Raw genomic sequence first — 21,255 nt, forward strand, 5'->3', positions numbered from 1 at the left:
GCTGGGAAAGATAATGATGGCCGCAATCAATATTCCGACTATCCAAATGCCGATGTACACAAGTTTCCTGAATAGTTCCAAAAGAGATTTCCGTATGCCAAATTGAGAAAACAGTCGGGTCAAGCCCGTTTCCAGAGCCTTGGTGCTCAACCAGGTCAACGCAAGGATGACGATGGCTGAAATCACATTCGGAAGGTGGGCCAATGCCTGGCTTCCCATTTCCCGAAGACTGTTCAATATAATGCTGAGTGGTTCCATGTGATATCCGGCAAACGTTGGCCCCAAGGCCGGCGAACTGGATGGATTTTGCTGTCAACTCCTGTCAAATTCCCCAATCTCAAATAGGGAAAAGCTCCCTGCCTAATCACATAATCCTGCCTGAACCAGGATGGGAGGACAATCCTTGACCGATCACCACCCGAATGAGAATGGCTGGTCACTGAAACTCAAACTGAAGCAACCAGATAACCACTCCCGGAATAGCCAATTCCTGAATGGCGACACCTTTTCATAGATGAGGTGTTCTTTGAATTGGTGCATTGTTTGGTGAGAAGATGGCACGGCCATTCTTCCGCGTTGCGATACGGAACGCTCATCACAATCCTTGGTATTCATCTGTAACAAAGTTAATAATGATCCCCTATGGATAAACCTCCTGGTAAGACTTCCAACTTGTCTATTTTAATGGGCGACGTTCAGAGACATGATGTAGACTCAGAATGAACAAGACCATGAAAGGAATTTCATCGTATGTGGAAAAGGCGTTTGGGATTATAAGGAGAGAAGATGTATGAGAATGGTCGGACATCATGGGAATAGAGCGGCATGGGCGACGGTGTGTTCTTCCAAAGAAAACCCCCCTGTCACGCCAGCTCCGGAACCGGAAAAGAAACACCCCCCGATCGGCCCTCCAAAACGGGATCCTCAGCCGGAACCGATTAAGGATCCGCTGTTCCCTCCTTCGCCGGGAACCGGTCCTGACGAGGAACCTGCACCAATTGGGGATCCCCCTGATAAGTCGGATCATCCCATTCGTATGGGTTTCATGGCGATAGCCTGTCCTGTTGAATGGCCCGCGGATTATCCTCCCTACAAAGACAGAGTTTTATTCAATACACACAGTCATTCCAGGATCCGTGACCCTCATGACTCACTTGAAAGGATTTCTCTATGACTATATTGAAATGGGCGGCCATTTTTTTTGTTATTGCGCTCATCGCTGGCGGATTTGGGTTTTCAGGAATTGCTGAGGGTGCTGCAGGAATTGCTCAGGTATTATTCTACATTTTTCTCGCAATTTGCATTGTCATGGTGCTCATCGGAGTCTTTGTGGCTAAAAAAATTACATGAACCCGTATGGCCTTCAGTGGTCTTAAAGAGAATATGGTTTTCATCGCCTTCATTAACCCTTCCGGCAGAATGGAGGCAAGGCCTCGAAGAAATCGGGTCATGAGAAAGAGAATGTTATGACCAATCACGAAAAAGCAAAATTGATTGCGCCCTGGGTTAATCCTGCCGAACGGATTACGGTGGATTTTAAAGATGTGACAGGGTTGAATGCGGAAGTGTTCGGGTGCACGGAAAACGTGGTCTATTTATTATTCCAAGAAACCTTCCCACATATGAAAGAACAAATCACCATTCCGTTGGCAGAGGTGCGGGTGGATAAGGACCATGAGCACTATACACGGGACCCCGATGCACCTGTTCTTCAGTGGCGATTGCGGTTGAGTGTGGATCAAAATCGTCCGGAAGGATTGTAGAATGTTGCAAGCCAAGGCAGGTGCGATCATCACAATTCTGAGCCATTGCATCTGTCGAGTGAAAAGGGAAATGCCAATTCTTTTCTGACACTTCCGGGATTAGACGAGTTAGATATTTTCAGTCGATAACTTGTCTATTCACAGTCCGAAGGATGGCAAGGTAACCTGGGACATGAAACATGACATTCACTTCATTTGTAAGGAGACCATTATGCATGAACCATCCCGTAAAGTTATTACAATTGGACCTGCGGTGATAATTTTGTGTCTGGGCCTACCATTTGTGTCGCAGGCCGGATCTTCCTATGATTCCACGGATTATCGAACCCGATATGATACGCCACAACGAGAATCAGCCGATTATCGAAACCGTTACAATACGCCGCGCCGAGAATCGGCCGATTCTCGTTCGGGGAAGAACGATGTCCCTATTGATCGTTATTCGGATGATCGAAGTTATTACACGGACCAATATGGAGATAGGGATACGATGCGAACCCAAGAGAATCTCAAACGAAACCGATCGGACGATAACTGGATTGATGACGGTGTCGACGGACGTCGGGCAGGGATGAGTGATAGGGAGTTGGAAAAGGCCGTGCGCGATGAACTATCCTGGAGTCCCTTTGTCGATGAAGATCCTATTCGAGTCAATGTTCGGCAAGGAGTAGTCACGTTGCAAGGGACGGTTGAGGATCCGTCTGAAATGGCGGCTGCAGTCGATAATGCCTATGAGGCCGGCGCCAGGCGGGTCGTTAGTCGATTGAGAATACAAAATTAATCTTCGGGACCAACTTTAAGTAGAAAGGGATACACCATGCCAATATTATTGTGGCTGTTAGGAGTTCCAGTCAGTCTCATACTTGTATTATGGTTGTTCGGGGTCCTTTCTTTTTAAGAATCTGTTTCGTAGAACAGGATTTTCTTATAAGGGATTGTGCAACCATATGAGTACCGTAGGGTTGGAGGCGAACATCCCTCCTGTACACCCTACCGGGTAAGCTTTTGTTGGACACTTAAACGGGCCTGGGGCATTCCAGTTTGCTGAAATGTCCGGGCCCGTTTCTATTCAATGCCTCGCTGCTGGCTCACATGTCATTTCCCTTTCATTCTTTTACACGCCTCATGCATATACCCAGGCGGGGTTGATAAAGGACAGACTCTTACCGAAATTGAAAACAAATATCCATTGGTTAATGGCTAAGTATCATGTATATGGTAGGGGACATTCTGATTAAGAAAAATACCTGAATCCCACCTAAGACGAAAAGGGATTGGGAGAAGCCAATGCAAGAGACCTTAGGACATATCAAACATGGTGAGGGACGAAGGGGTCTGATCTTTTTGCCATTTGCGCTCGGTGCGGTGATTTCAGGGCTGCTCTTCTCTTTTCAAGTTCCGTATTTAGCAGCAAACCGGGGGATAGATGGTGGCCCAATTAATTTGGATCAGAAGTACCGGAATGGAAAGCCTCTTTTTCCCGGCTCCTCAGGGACGACTTTTATCTATTCATTTCAACCCTGGGGTGGAGTTCGATTTGATAATCCTGACAAGCCTATTCTCATGAAGCGGGATGCCTATATCCGGACCCTGCTTTGGGGATCGAACGATTATTCCTTGTCAAAGGCCGAAACCTTTACTGTGATGGCAGAATCAGAAATGGGATTGCCGCCGGCCGCCAGTCGCCCGACAGTTCAATTTCTTCGAATACGAAATCCGAGTTGGATTGCGACATTCTGATACATAGGGAAAAGGCTCTGAACAATGGGATTGGTTGGCGGCTGACCCTGAGATCGAGGATTCCAACTTGCCAACAAATAGGTCAGTAGGGAGCAGGTGGACTGCCGTATTTTTTCTAAATGGAAACGCTGGATTGCGGAAATGATTGGCCTTATTTAATAACGGACTGTGGATAATGAGTAAGGTTCTTATTATTGACCACGATACCGATTCACGAGAGGCCTTGGAACGCCTTTGTGATCGATATGGAGTAGAGAGTGTGATTGCCGGAAATCTTTCGGATGGTATCCGTCTCTATACACAACAATCCGTTGATTGCATCGTTGTGGACTTGTTTCTCGAACAGAAAAGCGGGTTTTCGTTTATTGCTGAAATTACCTCAAACGGAAGCCATCCTCTGATTATTGCGACATTCTCTGCCGCTCGTGCACCATTGTTCAATATTAGAAGATTTGCCCTTTTGCTGGGAGCGTCCTACGTTTTCGAAAAACCTCTCAACCCCAGATTATTTCTTCAAGCATTCAGTGATCTGGGGTCTCCTATTCCCACCGTGCGAAGCAGAGGCTAAAAGAAGGCTGACAGGTCAGGAAAAATCACCTCCCACAAAACTCCTCACACCCATTCGTCATTGGCGATCGCGGCTCCGTTTATAAAAATAAATCAAATCCCTGTTGGAGGAAATTTATGCCATTTGAAGGTCCCGAGCAAAACGGTGTCTCGTTTTATTCCCGGACGAGCTTTTTAACCCGGGAGTTCGCCAGGAAATCTCTTCTTCCTTTAATGAATGAGGAGAAACATGAAAGTTTAAAGTGATGTTGGGATCGAGGAGAAATGAGTCGCCAGTCTGGGTAATAATATTCATGCAGGGAAGGCAGAGAGGTAAATGCCACATCCGGTAATCAAATCCGTATCCCTCCCGGAACATCTCATGCCATTTCGTATCTCCCAGGCATGGGTAGTATGGAGGATCACTTTTACGATAAAACGGCAGTAATGTTTCGAGATTGTCCCGGACCTGTTGATGGAATAATTCAGGGTTAGTCTCTTGGTTTTTCATTAAAGATTGGATGTCTTGCGTGGATAATCCAACCTCCTCTGTAGCTTGGAACCACCCCTTTTGTCGCCATCGGGCAAAGTTTTTATAGATACGTTGCGTTTGGCCTTCCTCTAAACCGAGGAGGAATCCCACTTCGACCGGTTTCATGCCGTAAAAGTGGTAGAACAAACAGATCAAACCATCCCGACTGAGCACGGCTCGATTGAGCAGGCCATCCAGAAATCTGTACAAGATCGGATTGGAAGTTGATGACTCCTTGGATTCCTGCGGTTTTCCAAAAAAATCTGATATAAATCCATCCAAAAGTAGGGAAGGCCGGCAGGGGAGTTGCGAAGGACAGTATTCAATAAACCTTTCAACCAGATCAAAAGAAAGACGCAACAGTAATTTTTCATGTGCCGAATTGTCCGCCCATTGCCCCATATCTTGCAAAATACGCCGGATATTGCCTGAAGACCGTTCCAGAAAATAAGAAAAGTTTGCCGGAATGAACTGTTTAAATTCTTGGGGAGTATTAATAATCACACCATTAGTTGATGGAGATAGAGTATTCAACGTCGGCCTCCTTGCTTGGGGATAAAGAATGAATTAAACATAAATTTCATTTTTTCAATTCCATGCCATCTGTAATTTGTACAAATTAACGAAATGGCTCCCAATTCCGTACTGTTAAAATCCCTTGATTCTCAAGATCCCGACCCTAGGGATGTCCTTGCTCGATCAGTCTTCATGAAGGGTAAAAAGTTAGATAATCAGAGCAGGAGTTTCCTAAAAGCGGGCGAAACATCCTGATTTGTCAACTGAAAAAGTGAAACCTCTGTGATAGGGTTGAGCCTGCGATTCAGGCACATCTGTCAGGAATTCGGTTTTCCCTATTTTTAGTCTGAGGTGCCCTTACAGGTGAAAGGACTTTGTCCATGATGTCATCAAACCAGATGGCGGAACTCATTCGGAATAGGGATTGGACGGATACGCCTTTGGGTTGCAGGGCCAACTGGCCCTCTCAGCTCAAGACCTCTGTACAAATTATTCTCGATTCGAGTTATCCCATGTTTGTGTGGTGGGGGGAGGAGCTGATCAACATTTATAATGATGCCTACATTCCCGTATTGGGGAATCGGCATCCGAAGGCATTGGGGGAATCCGCACCAAAAATTTGGTCTGATGTTTGGGATGTAACTGGTCCGCAAGCGGAAATGGTGTTCCAACAGGGTTGTGCCACATGGAATGAAGAACTGCCTCTTTTTATGCGCCGATTTGGTTTCTTAGAGGAGACTTTTTTTACCTTTTCCTACAGCCCGATCAAAAATGAAGAAGGAATCGTCCTGGGACTTTTTTGTGCCTGTACCGAAGAGACAAGCCAGGTATTAAAAGGACGCAGGCTCAATACCCTCAGAGAAATTTCCGTAGTCACCGAACGTGCTCATTCTGTGGAAGAGGTTTGCCGATTGTCGGCTGCGGTTCACACAGACAATCCCTTTGATATCCCGTTCAGTCTCATCTATTTGTGGGATGGTGAAGAGCGTGCCCTGTCTCTCGCCGCACAATCAGGTTTTCAGGCGGATTCACTCCTGACTCCACTTCGACTAGCGGTGGATGGGGATATAGTGCATCCCGAGCCGTGGTGGCCACTTTCACTTTCGCGTAAGTGGGGAGAGACCGTATTTCCGGTTGACGTCTCTCTGGGCCCTCCGGGAGGGGCCTGGCCGGAGCCGTCCCGCCAGGGCATGGTGCTGCCTTTGGAGTCGTGGGAGACAGAAAAAAAATCCGGCTACCTGATAGTTGGGATCAGTTCGAGGCTGGCGATAAATGACAGGTACCTTGAGTTTCTGAATCTGCTCGGTCAAGGGATTTCGGGTGCGATCAACCGGGCGCAGGTCCGGACCGAAGAGCGAAAACGAATCGAAGCCTTAGCGGAACTGAACCGGGCGAAAACCGAATTTTTCAGCAATGTGAGCCATGAGTTTCGAACGCCGCTGACACTTATTCTCGGCTCAGTGGATGAGGCCATGAATCCCCATACCACTGATATTGCCACGGCTTTGGCGATGGCCCACCGCAATACTTTCCGTATGTTGAAACTGGTCAATACTCTTTTGGATTTTTCCAGCCTGGAAGCGGGCCGGATGAAGGCTCTGTTTGAACCGGTGGATTTAAGCGGGTTGACGAGTGACCTGGCCTCGTCCTTTGAGTCGGTGATGAACAAAGCCGGCCTGAAATTTATGGTCACCTGTCCGCCATTGTCCCGTCCGGTCTTCGTTGATCGGCACGCGTGGGAGAACATCATTCTGAATTTACTGTCCAATGCCCTCAAGTTCACGATACAGGGACAGGTGTGGGTGGAAGTCATTCAACAGGCTGAAAACGTGGATGTCCGGGTCGGGGATTCCGGTGTCGGTATGAGCCGGGAGACGCTTTGCCATGTATTTGAGCGGTTTTTCAGGGCCAAGGAAACCCTGGGGCGAACAGTTGAGGGGACGGGAATCGGTCTGTCCTTAGTGAAAGAGCTGGTGCAGATGCATGGCGGGACAATCCATATAGACAGTGAACCCGGAAGGGGAAGTGTGGTTACCGTGACGTTGCCGTTCGGCTTTTCTCACCTACCCCCGGAGCAGGTATGCCACACACCGACTGAACAAACCGACAAGAGTTTGGTGACGTCTTTTATCCTGGAATCCGATCCATGGGCCGGAGAAACAGATCATGAACGGTTCTATGAAGAAGTTCCCCGGAATGAAGACGATTCCCTTCAGAAGACCGATCAGTCACGTCCCATCGTGTTATTGGTAGAAGACAATAAGGATATGCGGGATTATCTGACGCGGTTATTGCGTGCCGACTATGAGGTGGTCTCGGTGTGCGACGGGCAGGAAGCCCTGGAGCGGATTCAGATGATCCGTCCCCATCTCATTCTGAGTGATATCAGGATGCCCCGCATAGATGGACTTGAGTTATTGACACTGCTTCGGTCCAACCAGCAATGGCAGTCGACACCATTTATCTTCTTATCGGCCAGAGCCGGGCAGGAGGCTGAAGTGGAGGGGCTTTTGACCTGGGCGGATGATTATCTCGTGAAGCCGTTTTCAACGAGAGAGCTTTTGGCCAGAGTCAAAAAAACATTGAGATTGGCCACGATGCGTCGTGCAGCGATCGAATATGAATCACGGTTCCAACATCTGGCCCACCACCCCGAAGTCATGACCTGGATCACGGAAGCAGACGGGAATTGTAGTTTTCTCAGTCAAGCCTGGTATGACCTCACCGGGCAGACAGAGTCCACCGGCCTTGGTGAGGGATGGTTGTCTGCGATTCATCCTCACGATCGTTCCTCCATTCAAGAGGCGTTTTACGACGCGAACAGAAACAGAAATGCTGTTCGCCTGGAGTACCGCCTTCGGAGTCAAGATGGCGCGTATCATTATGTTCTGGATTCAGCTTCTCCACGGTTTGATCCGGACGGCCGATATCTGGGATATGTCGGGTTGGTGCTTGATCTGTCCTACCAAAAGGGAATTGAGGAACAGCATCGTGAAAGTGAAGAGCGTTTTCGTACTCTGGCGAATACGGTTTCCCAATTTGCCTGGATGGCCGACTCAACCGGATGGATCTTTTGGTACAACGCACGCTGGTACGAGTACACCGGGACCACCCTCAAGGACATGGAAGGGTGGGGTTGGAAGAGCGTCCATCATCCCGACCATGTTGAACGGGTGGTTGAGAAAGTCAGCCGGTGTTTTCAAACCGGTGACATATGGGAAGACACCTTTCCTCTCAAGGGGAAAAATGGAGAATATCGGTGGTTCCTCTCCCGGGCCGTGCCCATTCGGGATCAGAAGGGGGCGGTGGTGCGATGGATCGGCACCAATACCGACATTACCGAATTAAAAACGACGCAGGAGCAACTTCAACATCTCACGACCAAATTAGAAAGCCGCATCGCGAAACGCACTGAGGAATTGCGCCATAATCAATCTCGCCTGCAGGCCCTGGTTGGCGATCTGATTCTGACTGAACAGCGGGAGCGACGCCGGGTGGCAGAGGAACTTCATGACTTTCTGGCTCAACTTCTTGTGGCCTGCCGATTGCGGGTTAATCGGCTGGAGCAGATGAGGGGTGAGGGAAATATGCTGCCGGTTCTCAAGGAAATCGATGGTATCCTTGATCAATCGTTAGGCTATACCCGCTCTTTGGTGGCCCAACTGGTTCCGTCGGTGCTGTATCAATTCGGGTTGCTCGAGGCCTTACGGTGGCTGGCGGAGGATATGAAACAATATGGGCTATCTGTGGAAGTCACTATGGAACGAGACCATTTAACGCTCACCGAGAACGAAGCCGTGTTCCTGTTTCAGTCGGTTCGTGAACTGATGATGAACGTGGTGAAACATGCCGGGGTGAATCATCTCTGGTTAGCCGTCACTCTTTCCTCACCAGATGAGGTCTGCATTGAAATTTCAGACGAAGGCAAAGGATTCGATCCCCATCGAATCGATCAATCCAGCTATTCGTCCAACCAATTCGGACTGTTCAGTATTCGGGAACGCATGTCCCTATTAGGCGGGCGAATGGTCATCGATTCGAATGTTGGTTCAGGAACATGCACCCGGTTGTATGTAGCTCTGCCGGATCAGGATCATCCAGGTGGAGACTTAGTTTCTCCAAGTGTTCCAGCTAAGGCAGCCAGAAGAATCAGTCCGGATTCACGTCCGCACTCATCATCCGGTTTTCGGGTTATTCTGGTCGATGATCATGCTCTCGTTCGACAGGGACTGCGAAGTGTGCTGGACATCCATCCCGACATTGAGGTTGTCGGGGAAGCAGGTAACGGGGTAGAGGCCATCCGTCTGGCCGAATCTCTGCAACCCGATGTGGTAGTGATGGATGTGAATATGCCAACCATGAATGGCATTGACGCGACCAGGCAGATTCGTCACCACCACTCCGGTATTCAGGTAATTGGATTGTCGGTTCGTCAGGATAAAGAAACGGAGCAAGCCATGCGTGAAGCCGGTGCGGCCGGATACTTATCCAAAGAGTCGGCCAGCCAGGAACTCTACCGCATGATCGTCCACATTGTCCGTGTGCATCAAAAATATAGCTGAGCTTCACTGCAGCGTCCGGATGACAGACATTTTTTGTATTGGCCTGTCATATTTGTCAACTGACATCCGCTGATTTTTTCCTCATTGTATCCAACATCTTTCCTCTTCATGTTCCACTGAAATGGGGGTATGCCTTTGCTGTTTTACATTCCCATATTTGCTTTGGCTTTCGTCCTGATGGCCGTATTAGGAATCGCCGCTGAGGATGTGGAAAATACTTCTGAGGCAGCCCGTGAAAAGGTTGAAGAGATTAATGATACCCGAATTGCCGTGGCCATTAAAAATCGATTGGGCCGGGTAGATGCCACATCATTTTCCTCAATCGAAGTCACGGTGAAAGACGGCATCGCCACTCTCACGGGGACAGCCGACAGTCTTTGGACGCAACAGCGTGCAACGGAACTTCCCCAGACTATTCGTGGGGTTCGGGGAGTGATCGACCGCCTTTCAGTGGGGCCATTCGGCACGATTAATGATACGACCCTCAAAAAACATCTTCTCTCCCTGTTTCTCGAAGATCCTGTGGTGGAGCGGGATGATATTCATCTTGATGTGGTAGGGGGAATTGTCACGCTGAAAGGGACGGTTCAATCACGCCAGGAGAAACACACGGCGATCAATTTGGCCAAAATGGTCACAGGCATTCGTGAGGTACGGGACGCTCTCATTGTTGCGGGAGTTCTGGACAGGCCGGATGCTGTCCTAAAGGAAGAAATCACGCATCGTTTGGCATTTGATGTCTGGGTGGGCAGCCCCTCTCTGTTGAACGTACAGGTGAAGGACGGACGGGTGATCATGACAGGACAGGTGGGAAGCGCATACGAAAAAAGCCGGGTTGCCGAGTTGGCGTGGGTTGAAGGTGTCCATGACGTGGTCCACAGCGGCATCACCGTCAATTGGGAACCACCCGATCCGATGATCCGTGTTGAGCGTCCTCCGTTAACGGACCAGGACATTGCCCATGCCATTCAAAAAGTGCTGGCGTATGATGGCCGTGTCGCTCCATTCGGGATCCAGGTGGCGGTGACAAACGGGACCGTGATACTGAAGGGAAATGTGCCGTTTCTTTCCATCAGGCGTGAGGCTGAGCAAAATGCCAATAACACCGTCGGGGTCCGATCCGTGAACAATCTCATTACCGTCCAGTCCAAAGCCACTCCGAGGGATGCCGACATTCAGAACCGGTTACACATGGCGTTTTTACGCGATCCCGTCTTGAAGGGTTTTGCCCTGCGAGCATCAGTGAAGAGTGGAGCTGTTCTGCTGACCGGGACCGTCGATTCGATTTATGAACGAAACCATGCCGAAAACGTCTCATCCCGGATTCGTGGCGTGAAAAGCCTTACAAATCAGATCAGCTTTTCAACACCGGAAATCGAAAAATCGGATTGGGAAATTCAACTGGATATCGAAAACCAGGTGTGGTGGAGTCCTTTCCTATCTGGGCAGGATATCGTGGCGTCGGTGGAAGACGGCAAGGCGACCTTGTCCGGATCGGTTCAGCATATTCACCAACGGCTCATGGCCGAACAGCAGGCTTTCGAAGCAGGGGCCTCGATGGTCATTAACCGGTTGCGAGTGGGAAAACCTCAGACTCCTTCATCCTGAAGGTTCAAGCGCCAGAGATCCCCTGGGGATCGTAGGATATTTGTCAGGGCATGGTGCTGGGATCGCTCCGTTCATCCACCTTACATAATTAAATAGTCTCCACTTAAGAGTGGAAAGCATCTTGGGAGATATTTTTTTGTGGATTAGGTATTTAACCTCAAGGGTAATAGAGAGTGGTCCGGAGATCCGGAATGCGTACAATTGCCTGAACGTCTTCATACTTTTTTTTAAAAAACTTTAATTAAATTTTCAACACGCAGGGGAGGTCGATTGTTATGAAATGCACCATTAGCACTCCTGGCCAACTTGTAGTCCTCACACTCACCGTGGATCTCAACATCAATACACCCAATTTAAATCGAACCGATTTATTACTGGACCATGTGGTGTCCTCACCAATCTCTTTAATCATTTTAGATTTGAGGTCCTTATCGTGCGTGAATTCCATTGGGGTCTGGACCCTCTTTCAGATCGTGTTTAAAGCCAGGGAGCAAGGGAAGGGTGTCTACCTCTACAATCTCCAACCTGCCCTACAAGCACATTTGAAAGAGGCGGGAATATTTGAAATGGCCCACGCGATTCACACCAGAGAAGAATTGGGAAATGTATTGCATGGCAATTACCGACTTCCGGGGTCCGGTGCAAACATTGAACATTTGAAGAGTTCATTGAAAGAGGAACAGGTATCTTCCGTCGGAATGTCATCGGTGTAGAAAAGGCAACCTGTTCAGAGGATGGGTGGTGTCTCCAAAGTGCGGACTCTTTCATGAAACCGTTTGTTAGGGTAGTATTCAGGCCTTTCCATATCATTAAGGATTTTTGTGGCTTCAGAAAAAAAATCGACCAGGGTTCGATCTGGATCCTCCCCTACGCCTTCATCGAAGGATTCTCAAACAGCTCGTGAGTCTCTCAAGTCCTCAGGGACACCAAAGCCTTCTTCTCCACGACCTCGCTCCCCCCGTGCCAAGAGCATTTCCGCTGACACGCCGGCCAATGTGTTTCCCATCGTCGGGATTGGCGCCTCCGCCGGAGGGTTAGAAGCCTTGTCGCGTTTTTTTTCCTCCCTTCCTGAAGAGAGCGGCATGGGATTTGTGGTGATCCAACATTTGGCGCCTGACCGTGAAAGCTTATTGCCTGAATTGCTGACAAAAAAAACTTCTCTGCCTGTTCATGCAGCGGTTGACGAAACATTGATCGAACCCAATCAGATTTACATCATCCCACCCAATGCGCAACTACAGATCGAAGGAGGGTTTTTGCGGGTAGGCCAGCCTGTGGAGGTTCATGGTCTCCGTTCCCCTATTGATCTATTTTTCCATTCCCTGGCCCAGGATCAAGGTCCACTGGCCATCGGGATGATTTTCTCGGGCGCAGGGTCTGATGGCGCTATCGGACTTCGGGCCATTAAAGAGCAGGGCGGATTGACCATTGCCCAATCAATAGAAACGGCCCAATTCGACAGTATGCCGAAAAGCGCGATTTTGAGCGGGTTCATCGACTATATTTTGCCCATAGAAGACATTTCACGGGTCCTCATTGGCTATGTGAAATATCTGTACCAGCTACGAGACGGAAAAGGGCTGGACAAGCTCCGATTGGAAGCCCTGAAGCATTTGGATCAGATTTGTTCCTATCTCCACAGTCGGACGGGACACGATTTCCGCCAATATAAACAGAATACCATGGGCCGGCGGATTCAACGACGCATGCAGATTCTCCATATTGCCTCGCCCACCCAGTATGTCAAAAAACTGCGGGAAGATCCGGACGAAGTCGATGAATTATTTAAGGAATTGCTGATCGGCGTCACCAACTTTTTTAGAAATCCTGAGGCTTTTGCCTACTTTTCGTCCATGATCGTTCCGAAGATCGTCAAGTCTAAAAACCCCGGTGAAGCGATCAGGATCTGGGTCCCGGGTTGTTCGACGGGAGAAGAGGCCTATTCCCTCGCCATCATTTTTTATGAATATCTCCACCGGGAAAATCTCAGTATTCCTCTTCAAGTCTTTGGAACGGATATCGATGAGCGGGCATTGAACCTTGCCCGTCGCGGACGGTATTTAGAGAGAATTCGCGAAGATTTGCCGGCCGATCATCTGTCCTGGTTTTTTGAAAAGGACGGTTCTCTCTATCAGGTCGTCAAGATCATACGCGATATGTGCGTGTTCTCCTTTCACAACCTGATCAACAATCCCCCGTTTTCCCGAATGGATGTCATTTCCTGCCGGAACCTGTTGATCTACATGGAGAGCAGCCTCCAGAATCAGATCCTTTCTCTGTTTCATTATTCTCTCAACGCATCAGGCTATCTGTTTCTCGGCGCTTCGGAACATGCGGATGAACAATCCCGCCTTTTCCGACCCGTGAATAAGCGCCATCGAGTGTTTCAACCCAAAGAGGTTGTGCGTCGCACCTTTCCGAATCTTCCCATACGCGGGTTGAGAGGAAAACCGGCAATTCAGAAAATGAGTCATTTTTCGACGGTTCAGGACAAATTCACGGATATGTTCGATCGCCTGGTCAGACAGGAATATGGCCCCTCAGCGGTATTGATCGATAAAGAAGGTCAGGTGCAATACGTCTCCGGGCAGACCCGGGCCTACCTGCAGCTTCCATCCGGATCGTTAAATGTGAATCTGCTCAATATGGCCCTCCCGGAATTGCGTGTGCCGTTGCGATCCGGCATTTTCAAAGCCGTGAAAACCGGCAAGGAAGTTGTCCATGCCAATATTCGCTTTACCATGAATCAGAACAATTACATTGTGGATGTCATCGTCCGCCCTCTATTTCAGGCTAAAGAACCCTTGGATCTGCTGATGGTGGTCTTTCGTGATCACCATACCGTCCGGCCCCCTTCGGATGTCCGGAAGAAATCCTCGCAGAGTGATCACCATCTTGTTGGCGAATTGGAACAGGAAATCCAGACGACCAGAGAACATTTGCAAATGGCCATGGAGGATCTGGAGACCTCCAATCTGGAATTGAAATCTTCCAATCAGGAACTGATGTCGGTGAACGAGGAACTGCAATCTGCCAATGAAGAACTGCAAACATCCACGGAGGAATTGCAGTCGGTGAATGAAGAGTTAGAAACGGTCAACTCCCAATTGTCGGGGAAAGTGGAGGATCTGGATCGCGCCAATCACGAAATGGAAACTCTCTTCCGGACGACGGACATCGCCACCTTGTTTCTCAATACCAACCTCTGTATTCAAAAATACACCCCGACTGCGCAACAGATGTTTCAGTTTTTGGACGTCGATCTCGGCCGGCCCATCAGCCAATTGTCTTCCTTTTCCCAGGACGAAACCCTCTTGACGGATATCCGTGAGGTGTTTCGAACGTCCATGCCTAAGGAAGCGATACGGTTGTTCGGTCAGGATTCCCGTTGTTATTTTTCCCGAATCACCCCCTATCAAATCCGGCCAAACCACCTGAAGGGAGTCGTGATGACCTTCGTGGACATCACGCATCTTCGCAATGTGGAAGATCAGTTGCGCCGGTCCTCGACACAGCAAAAGGAGCTCGCGGCATTCGGACAACTGGCCCTTCAAGAACGGGATTTGTCCAAGGTCATGAACGAATGTGTCCGGCTCCTGATTCTGACCTTACCGGTTGAAATGGCAAAGGTCCTGGAACTCCTTCCCGATGGGCAATCCCTTCTTCTTCGCACCGGAGTTGGATGGCAGGAGGGGCTGGTCGGCCATGCCGTCGTGGGTGCAGACCTGGATTCTCAAGCGGGGTATACGCTGTCGGTGAACGAACCGGTGATCGTCACCGATTTGTCGCACGAAACGCGGTTTTCCGGTCCTTCCCTCTTGATTGATCATCATGTCCTTAGTGGCATGAGTTGTATCATCCGGGACCAGGAAGGTAAGCCGCACGGCGTCCTCGGTGTGCATTCGTCATCAAGAAAGGAATTTGAACAAGAGGATGTAGAATTCCTTCAAGCGATGGCGAACATTCTGGCCTCTGCCATACACCGGAAAGGGATTGAGGCCCAACTGGAATCCATGAAGGTCTCGCTTGAACAACGGGTAGAGGAACGAACAGATGAGCTTGTTCGGCATCAACAACGGCTTCGTCAACTTTCCTCAGAACTCATTCTTGCCGAACAACGGGAGCGACGGCGCATTTCCCTCGAATTGCATGATTATTTAGGGCAGGTGCTGGTCGTCGGGAAAATCAAACTCAGTCAGTTGCAGCAAGCGGCTTTATCGAATGAGCAAATGCCGCTTGTGAAGGAAATCGAAGAATCGCTCGATGAGGCGCTGCAATACACGCGTGATCTCATTCCTCAAATCAGTCCGCCCATTCTTTATGAATTCGGCCTGATGGCGGCACTCAGATGGTTGGCGGAAAAAATGGTGCGATATGATTTGCACGTCACGGTGACGACTGCTCTCGATGACGACGCGCTAGATTTTCCTGAATCGGTCATCGTCATCCTGTACCAGGTCATGAGGGAATTACTGATGAATGTCATGAAGCATGGACAAACCCTGGAAGCCTGCATTGGCATCAACCAGGTTTCCCCGGAATTGATTGCCTTTGAAGTGTCGGACTGCGGATGTGGCTTCGATCTGCATTCGATCCGGGATACCCTGCTCAAATCGGAAAAGTTCGGTCTCTTGAACGTTCAGGAACGCGTGGAAAGTCTCGGGGGGCACTATGAGATCCATTCAACAGTCGGGGAAGGGACTCGCATCGTCATCACGATTCCATTCACAGCGCAGAAGGTTGAAGTTGGGGACCCTAGCCCTTTGTCTTCTCTCGAGCCAGCCAAGGGGTCTCTACAATTGAATGAACACATTCGCGTCGTTCTGGCTGACGACCACCCCATCTTTCGTGAAGGATTACGCACGCTGTTAAATGCCTGCCAGGATATCCAAGTGGTGGGAGAAGCCGAAAACGGCGAACAGGCTGTTGAGCTTGCCCACACACTCCAGCCCGATGTGTTCGTGATGGATATCAATATGCCGGTGATGAACGGCATTGAAGCCACCCGCATCATTAAAGCCAGGCAGCCGTCCATCTATATCATCGGATTGTCGATGCATGCCGATCAGATTGTGCAGCAGAGTTTTTCTGCAGCCGGAGGAAATCAGTATGTGACCAAGGGAGATTCTTTTACCTCCTTTGCCGAAGTCATCCGGTCCAGTCAAGGCAAATAAGCGGGACAATTTTTGCCCCCAGATGATGGCCCTTTCATATTTTTTGTTGTCATGCTGAGCGCCGCGAAGCATCTGGCTGAGCCGGATGCCCGGTCAAGCTGGTCCCAGATTTTTCGCTTCACTCAGGATGACAAGAAGAGTGCCTACGCACGCTGAGGAAGCAATATGCTGTGGAGGTGCTGCGGAGTTTATCCTGAGTAAAAAAGCCGAAGGACTCAGGGCAGGCGCAGGCCAAGGTCCTCCACGTTGTCATGCTGAACCCCGCGAAGCATCTGGCTAAGCCGGAGTCTTGTCAACCTTGTCCCTGATTCCTTTGCCGTTGATTCGGAAAACACTCACAAAAGACTCCACTGCCGTCTCGATGAGTTCGTGACGTTGCATAGCCAAGTCAATAGTTATTGTCCGGTCCCCCCGTCACAGTCGCTATGATTCATCCTTCTAAGCAATAAGACCCTCCCCGCTATCCACTTTTACGCTTCTCCGATTAAGTCATTCTATAGCCAGCAGGTTGGCTCTCCTTAAGAAGGAAATTTTGCTGCCATTGTTTCCTCCAATATACCAATATGTGCGGGTCGTATTTTCCAGATAGGCCGATTCCATGACTGTTGATGAATACATACGTCAAAGGCCCATCCTGGCATGTTTTCCCGTTAATGGGCACATTGTATCCCAGTGGCTTGATTCCCTCTTTCCCTGTCCTCATTCAGTCCCGCCTTTTCAGTCTAAACATTTTCAAGGGATCTTCCCCTCTAGACCAAGGGTTATCAGTAGTAGTGGCTTTCAGTGTGAAAACCTAAAGTCACAATACTCACATCCACTCTCACCCTTTTATGAAGGTATGTAAGGAGGCTTTATGCAAACGTTGACCTTAGCGGCCATGCGAACTGATCACCCCGACGTATTCCCTCAATTGATGGACCACATGAACCAATCACATTGTTCACGGTGCGGAGGAACGATGATGGAGGAGACGTATATGGATATCTTCTCCGATTATGAGGATTTCCAGTTTCAGGCCAAACACTGTATTCAATGTGGGGACGTCATCGATCCTTTCATCCTGCTGAACCGGTTGCTGAAAAATCAGGGCGAAGCTCCTGCAGTGAACTCATTCTCTCAGGCGCGTCATCGTGTCAATGGATTGGTCTTGACTGCGTAACTAGAAGGATGATTTTTGATAAGCACGAGAAGCCGGAGAGGGATTTCCCTCTTGCTTAGAGGGCACACTCAGAGTTCCAGGGCACCAAGGTGTCCGATGGAGGAAATCATATCATGAGGTATAACAAACTCCGTTTTCACTGGATTTCCGGAATAATATTCTATCTCGTCGTGGGGGGGAACGGCATGGCTGCAGATATGCCCAATGAACCGGGTGAAGCCAATCTTATTCATGAAGACGTGAATATCATCACGGGATTGTATCTTCGGGAGTATTCCCTGAAGGGAGATGAAACCGTCGATTATAAAACGGCCCGCCAAATTATTTTTTATGAAAATAACAAATATTGGAATACGGTGGTGGAAACTGAGGAATGGCCATTATTCTATTGGATCGACGAGAATCGAGATGGCATTTTCGATCAGTATGTCGATCAGAGAGTGGAAGGGAAACGAGAATTCATTATCCAGTATTTACCGGTTGCGGAGAACTAGTCTATGAAACAGTTTGGGCAGACTGCTCTCATGCTCAGGGTTGTGACTTGGGCGATTCCAGTGGTGTGTTTCTGCTTTTTCCCTCGTCTCGCTGAGGCCGAACCGTCCTTTTGGCACCAGCAAACCGTAACCTTTCTAGGAACGACCCTCAACCAGAATCGTCAACCGATAGGAATTGTGGGCAAACTTGGCATAGCGTTCCGCAAGCAGGAGGGTCAAGAAGTGCTGAATGTGTCCTTTTCGAGCGGACCGGGGAAATTTTCGCCTTTTACTCAGGTAGCCATTCAATCCGGAATCGTGGCTGCGGCTCGGGTTGCGGGTCTGGATCCAAAGACCTGGAATATATTTCTGAAATTTCCCAACCCAGGTGTGACGATATATGGCGATAGTCTGACAGCAATGGTAAGTCTGGTGGTTCTTGCCATGGCTAACGATAACGCAATCCTCCTGAGCCGGGTGATGACCGGTAACGTGACCCGCGATGGTCATATTGGAGCCGTTGGAGGGATACCACTGAAAATCCAGGCTGCCTATGCGGAACATATCCGAAGAGTGATTATTCCTGAAGAGCGTTTACCTGAAGACAATGACTGGCAGACGCCTTTTCTTATGCAGATTTCCCCTGTCAATACGGTGTTACAAGCCTACCAGATCTTGACGGGATTGACACTCCCCGATGCCGAAAACGCATCCAGTTTGATGGCCAGGAATGCAAACGAGAAATGAGAGAGAAGGCTAGCCGCGCTTTTTCTGATGCCAGGATTTTCTGAGGATGGTGACTAAGCTTTCGGCCGGCCCACCCTTCGTGACAAATGCCTCAGCTCCTGCCTCTTGGAACCACCGGGTCACGTCAGGAGTGTCGTAAACGGATAATCCGATAATCACCGTTTCAGGAATATTTTCTTTAATTCTTCTGATCGCCTCCAGACCGTCCATATTGGGCATATGAAGATCCATCACGACGACGTCAGGCCGAAGCGATTCACAGAGGGTAATGGCTTGCTTTCCGTCTTCTGCTTCTCCCACGACCTCAAAGTCCAACTGGGAATTCAGGATATGGCAAAATCCCTCCCGAACCATTTTGTGGTCATCGGCGAGCAGAATGCGAATTTTCTCTGAACCGGAGCGGAAGGACTGAGTCTTCATGTCGGCCGGAATGGGAACAGGGTTAGCAACCTGTGGCTGGAGTTCTTTAAGGGCATTGTCTACCGGAATACGCAGGAGGACATGAGTCCCTTTCTGGAGGGCCGACTTGAGCACCATTTCTCCACCGAGTGCGTCCAATCGTTCCCGGATACTAAAGAGTCCAAAATTGGTTGGGGACTGTTCATTTCTGTCTTCATGACTTTCATGAAAACCGCGGCCAAAATCTTCCACCTCGATATGCAGATGGTTGTCCGGTTGAATGGACAGGTTCACCATCACTTCGTTCACTCCGGAATGTTTGAGTACGTTATACAATAGTTCACGAACGGATTGGAAAATGAGGACAGCCTGATTTTCCGGGAGAATTAAACTCAAATTTCCACCATTGATTTTGACGGTCAACCCCTGCTTTCCCATTTCAGTTCCCAACCAGACGAGAGCTGCATAGAGTCCAAATTCATAGAGGCAGGTTGGGCTGAGTTGGCTCACGAGGGTCCGTGTATAGGTCAGGGATTGGTCCAGCAGAGCATCCGCCTCCTGGATCACCTTTACGAGGCTTTCCGTATCGGTGAACGATTGGCCTTGACCTAATTTGAGCCGGCAGACCACAAGGAGTTGTGCGAGATAATCATGAAGGTCCGTGGCCAACCGGCGTCGTTCGCGTTGTTCGGTCAGCGTGAGATCGGATGCCATGGCTCGTAATCGCTCCTGATTGCGGGTCAGTTCTTGGGTTCGTTGAATCACGCGCTCTTCCAGGGTTCGATTCAGTTCGGCGAGTTTATCCCTGGCATCCTTTTGAGCACTTTTGTCTCGAACCACCTTGGCAAATCCGATGAGGTTGTCCTTGGGGTCGCGTATGGCTGTTACCGCACCACTCGCCCAGAATCGTGAGCCGTCAGCTCGAACCAGCCAATTGTCATCGTCCCCTTTTTCTACTGCCTCCGCCCTCCGTAGCTCGTTTTCCGGACGACCGTTGCGTTGGTCTTCAGCAGTAAATAACATCGAAAAATGTTTATTTAACGCTGCGTCTTCCGGGTAGCCCAAGAGCCGCTCTGCTCCGGAATTCCAATGAGTAATATTCCCAAGTAAATCAAGCATGATAAAGGCCAGGCCGGTGGCTCCATCAACAAATAACCGGTACTTTCGTTCGCTATCCCTGCGAATGCGGTCGTTCTTTTCCCGTTCAATGGCGTAGTGCAAAATTCGGGAAAGTAACACGGCATTCATGGAAGATTTCGGAACATAGTCCTGTGCCCCTAATTTGATGGCCTCAAGGGCCAGGGGTTCATCCTCATTCACCGTTAACACGACAAGGGGAATGGTTGAGTTCGCCGACCTGATGCGTTTTAAGGTCTCAAGGCCATTGGTTTCCGGCAGATTTAAATCAAGAAGGATGACGTCAAACCCCGTGCGTTCGAGAGTTGCCAAAGCCTCGTTGAGAGTCGAGACGCGCGTCAGATAAAAGGGGGACATGCCTGAGGCATTCTTCAGCCGCTCACGCACCAATTCTGCATCGGCAGGATTGTCCTCCACCAACAGAACGGAATGAGTAGGGGCAGGGTGATTGCTCATGAGGTCGGTTCTTTGGGAGGAAGTTTCACCACGGAGAGCCAGAAACTTTCGAGGGATCGAATCATGGTGATGAATCGCAGAACATCAATGGGTTTGACCAGATAGGCATTGGCGTGAAGATCGTAACTCCGCAACACATCGCCTTCGTCCTCGGAGGTCGTCAACACCACCACGGGAATGGTGCGCGTGTGCGGATCGGATTTAATCTCTTTCAGAATCTCTCTCCCGTCCTTTTTCGGAAGATTTAAGTCTAACAGAATAAGGTCTGGTCGGGGAGCATGTTGAAAAGGTGCTGTCTGCCGAATGAAGGCCATGGCACTGACCCCGTCTTGAGCCACATGAATGGTATTGTGGAGACGTGCTTCCCGAAAGGCTTCCTGGGTAAGCCGGATATCAGCCGGATTATCTTCTATTAATAAAATTTCAATTGGATTATACATGTC

The 21,255-nt window shown here is 49.4% G+C and carries 17 protein-coding genes; 13 read left to right on the top strand and 4 right to left on the bottom strand.

Features of this window, described 5'->3' with window-relative positions:
* Nucleotides 1–258 (bottom strand): hypothetical protein (locus AAH187_RS06345; RefSeq protein WP_342347600.1); only part of this gene is annotated, 258 nt, incomplete at its 3' end.
* A gap of 532 nt (nt 259–790) precedes the next feature.
* On the opposite strand from AAH187_RS06345, the gene AAH187_RS06350 reads away from it, so the two are divergent.
* The 6 genes from AAH187_RS06350 (at nt 791) to AAH187_RS06375 (ending at nt 4,071) form a co-directional block, all read left to right on the top strand.
* Nucleotides 791–1,174, top strand: coding sequence for a hypothetical protein (locus tag AAH187_RS06350; RefSeq protein WP_342347601.1), 384 nt, complete (start codon nt 791–793; stop codon nt 1,172–1,174).
* Complete coding sequence (locus AAH187_RS06355) at nt 1,171–1,350, top strand: DUF1328 domain-containing protein (protein WP_342347602.1); 180 nt, start codon at nt 1,171–1,173, stop codon at nt 1,348–1,350. The genes AAH187_RS06350 and AAH187_RS06355 overlap by 4 nt, the downstream gene beginning before the upstream one ends.
* A 116-nt stretch (nt 1,351–1,466) precedes the next feature.
* Nucleotides 1,467–1,763 carry a hypothetical protein gene (locus tag AAH187_RS06360; RefSeq protein ID WP_342347603.1) on the top strand — a complete coding sequence of 99 codons (297 nt, stop codon included), beginning with the start codon at nt 1,467–1,469 and terminating at the stop codon, nt 1,761–1,763.
* 211 nt (nt 1,764–1,974) lie between these two features.
* On the top strand, nt 1,975–2,544 hold the full coding sequence (locus AAH187_RS06365; protein ID WP_342347604.1) for a BON domain-containing protein: 570 nt from the start codon (nt 1,975–1,977) through the stop codon (nt 2,542–2,544).
* 506 nt (nt 2,545–3,050) lie between these two features.
* A complete protein-coding gene (locus tag AAH187_RS06370; protein WP_342347605.1) occupies nt 3,051–3,503 on the top strand; it encodes a hypothetical protein in 453 nt (150 codons plus the stop codon).
* A gap of 175 nt (nt 3,504–3,678) precedes the next feature.
* Nucleotides 3,679–4,071 carry a response regulator gene (locus AAH187_RS06375; protein WP_342347606.1) on the top strand — a complete coding sequence of 131 codons (393 nt, stop codon included), beginning with the start codon at nt 3,679–3,681 and terminating at the stop codon, nt 4,069–4,071.
* A 114-nt stretch (nt 4,072–4,185) separates the two neighbouring features.
* On the opposite strand, the gene AAH187_RS06380 is transcribed toward AAH187_RS06375, so the two are convergent.
* On the bottom strand, nt 4,186–5,115 hold the full coding sequence (locus tag AAH187_RS06380; protein WP_342347607.1) for a hypothetical protein: 930 nt from the start codon (nt 5,113–5,115) through the stop codon (nt 4,186–4,188).
* A 362-nt stretch (nt 5,116–5,477) separates the two neighbouring features.
* On the opposite strand from AAH187_RS06380, the gene AAH187_RS06385 reads away from it, so the two are divergent.
* The 7 genes from AAH187_RS06385 to AAH187_RS06415 all read left to right on the top strand — a co-directional run bounded on the left by AAH187_RS06385 (nt 5,478) and on the right by AAH187_RS06415 (nt 18,820).
* On the top strand, nt 5,478–9,659 hold the full coding sequence (locus tag AAH187_RS06385) for a response regulator (protein WP_342347608.1): 4,182 nt from the start codon (nt 5,478–5,480) through the stop codon (nt 9,657–9,659).
* A 129-nt stretch (nt 9,660–9,788) separates the two neighbouring features.
* Nucleotides 9,789–11,267 (top strand): BON domain-containing protein, encoded by a 1,479-nt coding sequence (locus AAH187_RS06390; RefSeq protein WP_342347609.1) that lies wholly within the window; start codon nt 9,789–9,791, stop codon nt 11,265–11,267.
* Between the two features lie 275 nt (nt 11,268–11,542).
* Nucleotides 11,543–11,980: an STAS domain-containing protein gene (locus tag AAH187_RS06395; RefSeq protein ID WP_342347610.1), complete on the top strand. Its 438-nt coding sequence runs from the start codon at nt 11,543–11,545 to the stop codon at nt 11,978–11,980.
* Nucleotides 11,981–12,088: 108 nt separating this feature from the next.
* The gene (locus AAH187_RS06400) at nt 12,089–16,441 is read left to right on the top strand and encodes a chemotaxis protein CheB (RefSeq protein WP_342347611.1); all 4,353 of its coding nucleotides are present in this window, start codon (nt 12,089–12,091) and stop codon (nt 16,439–16,441) included.
* An 853-nt stretch (nt 16,442–17,294) separates the two neighbouring features.
* Nucleotides 17,295–17,600, top strand: a complete 306-nt coding sequence (locus AAH187_RS06405) for a hypothetical protein (RefSeq protein ID WP_342347612.1) — start codon at nt 17,295–17,297, stop codon at nt 17,598–17,600.
* A 113-nt stretch (nt 17,601–17,713) separates the two neighbouring features.
* Nucleotides 17,714–18,094 carry a hypothetical protein gene (locus AAH187_RS06410; protein WP_342347613.1) on the top strand — a complete coding sequence of 127 codons (381 nt, stop codon included), beginning with the start codon at nt 17,714–17,716 and terminating at the stop codon, nt 18,092–18,094.
* Between the two features lie 3 nt (nt 18,095–18,097).
* Nucleotides 18,098–18,820, top strand: coding sequence for a S16 family serine protease (locus tag AAH187_RS06415; protein WP_342347614.1), 723 nt, complete (start codon nt 18,098–18,100; stop codon nt 18,818–18,820).
* A gap of 9 nt (nt 18,821–18,829) precedes the next feature.
* On the opposite strand, the gene AAH187_RS06420 is transcribed toward AAH187_RS06415, so the two are convergent.
* A complete protein-coding gene (locus tag AAH187_RS06420) occupies nt 18,830–20,812 on the bottom strand; it encodes a response regulator (RefSeq protein ID WP_342347615.1) in 1,983 nt (660 codons plus the stop codon).
* Nucleotides 20,809–21,252 (bottom strand): response regulator, encoded by a 444-nt coding sequence (locus AAH187_RS06425; protein ID WP_342347616.1) that lies wholly within the window; start codon nt 21,250–21,252, stop codon nt 20,809–20,811. Before AAH187_RS06425 ends, AAH187_RS06420 begins: the two co-directional genes overlap by 4 nt.
* Nucleotides 21,253–21,255 lie beyond the last annotated feature (3 nt).

The organism is uncultured Nitrospira sp., from assembly GCA_902500695.1.
In the GTDB taxonomy this organism is placed as follows: Bacteria; Nitrospirota; Nitrospiria; order Nitrospirales; family UBA8639; genus Nitrospira_E.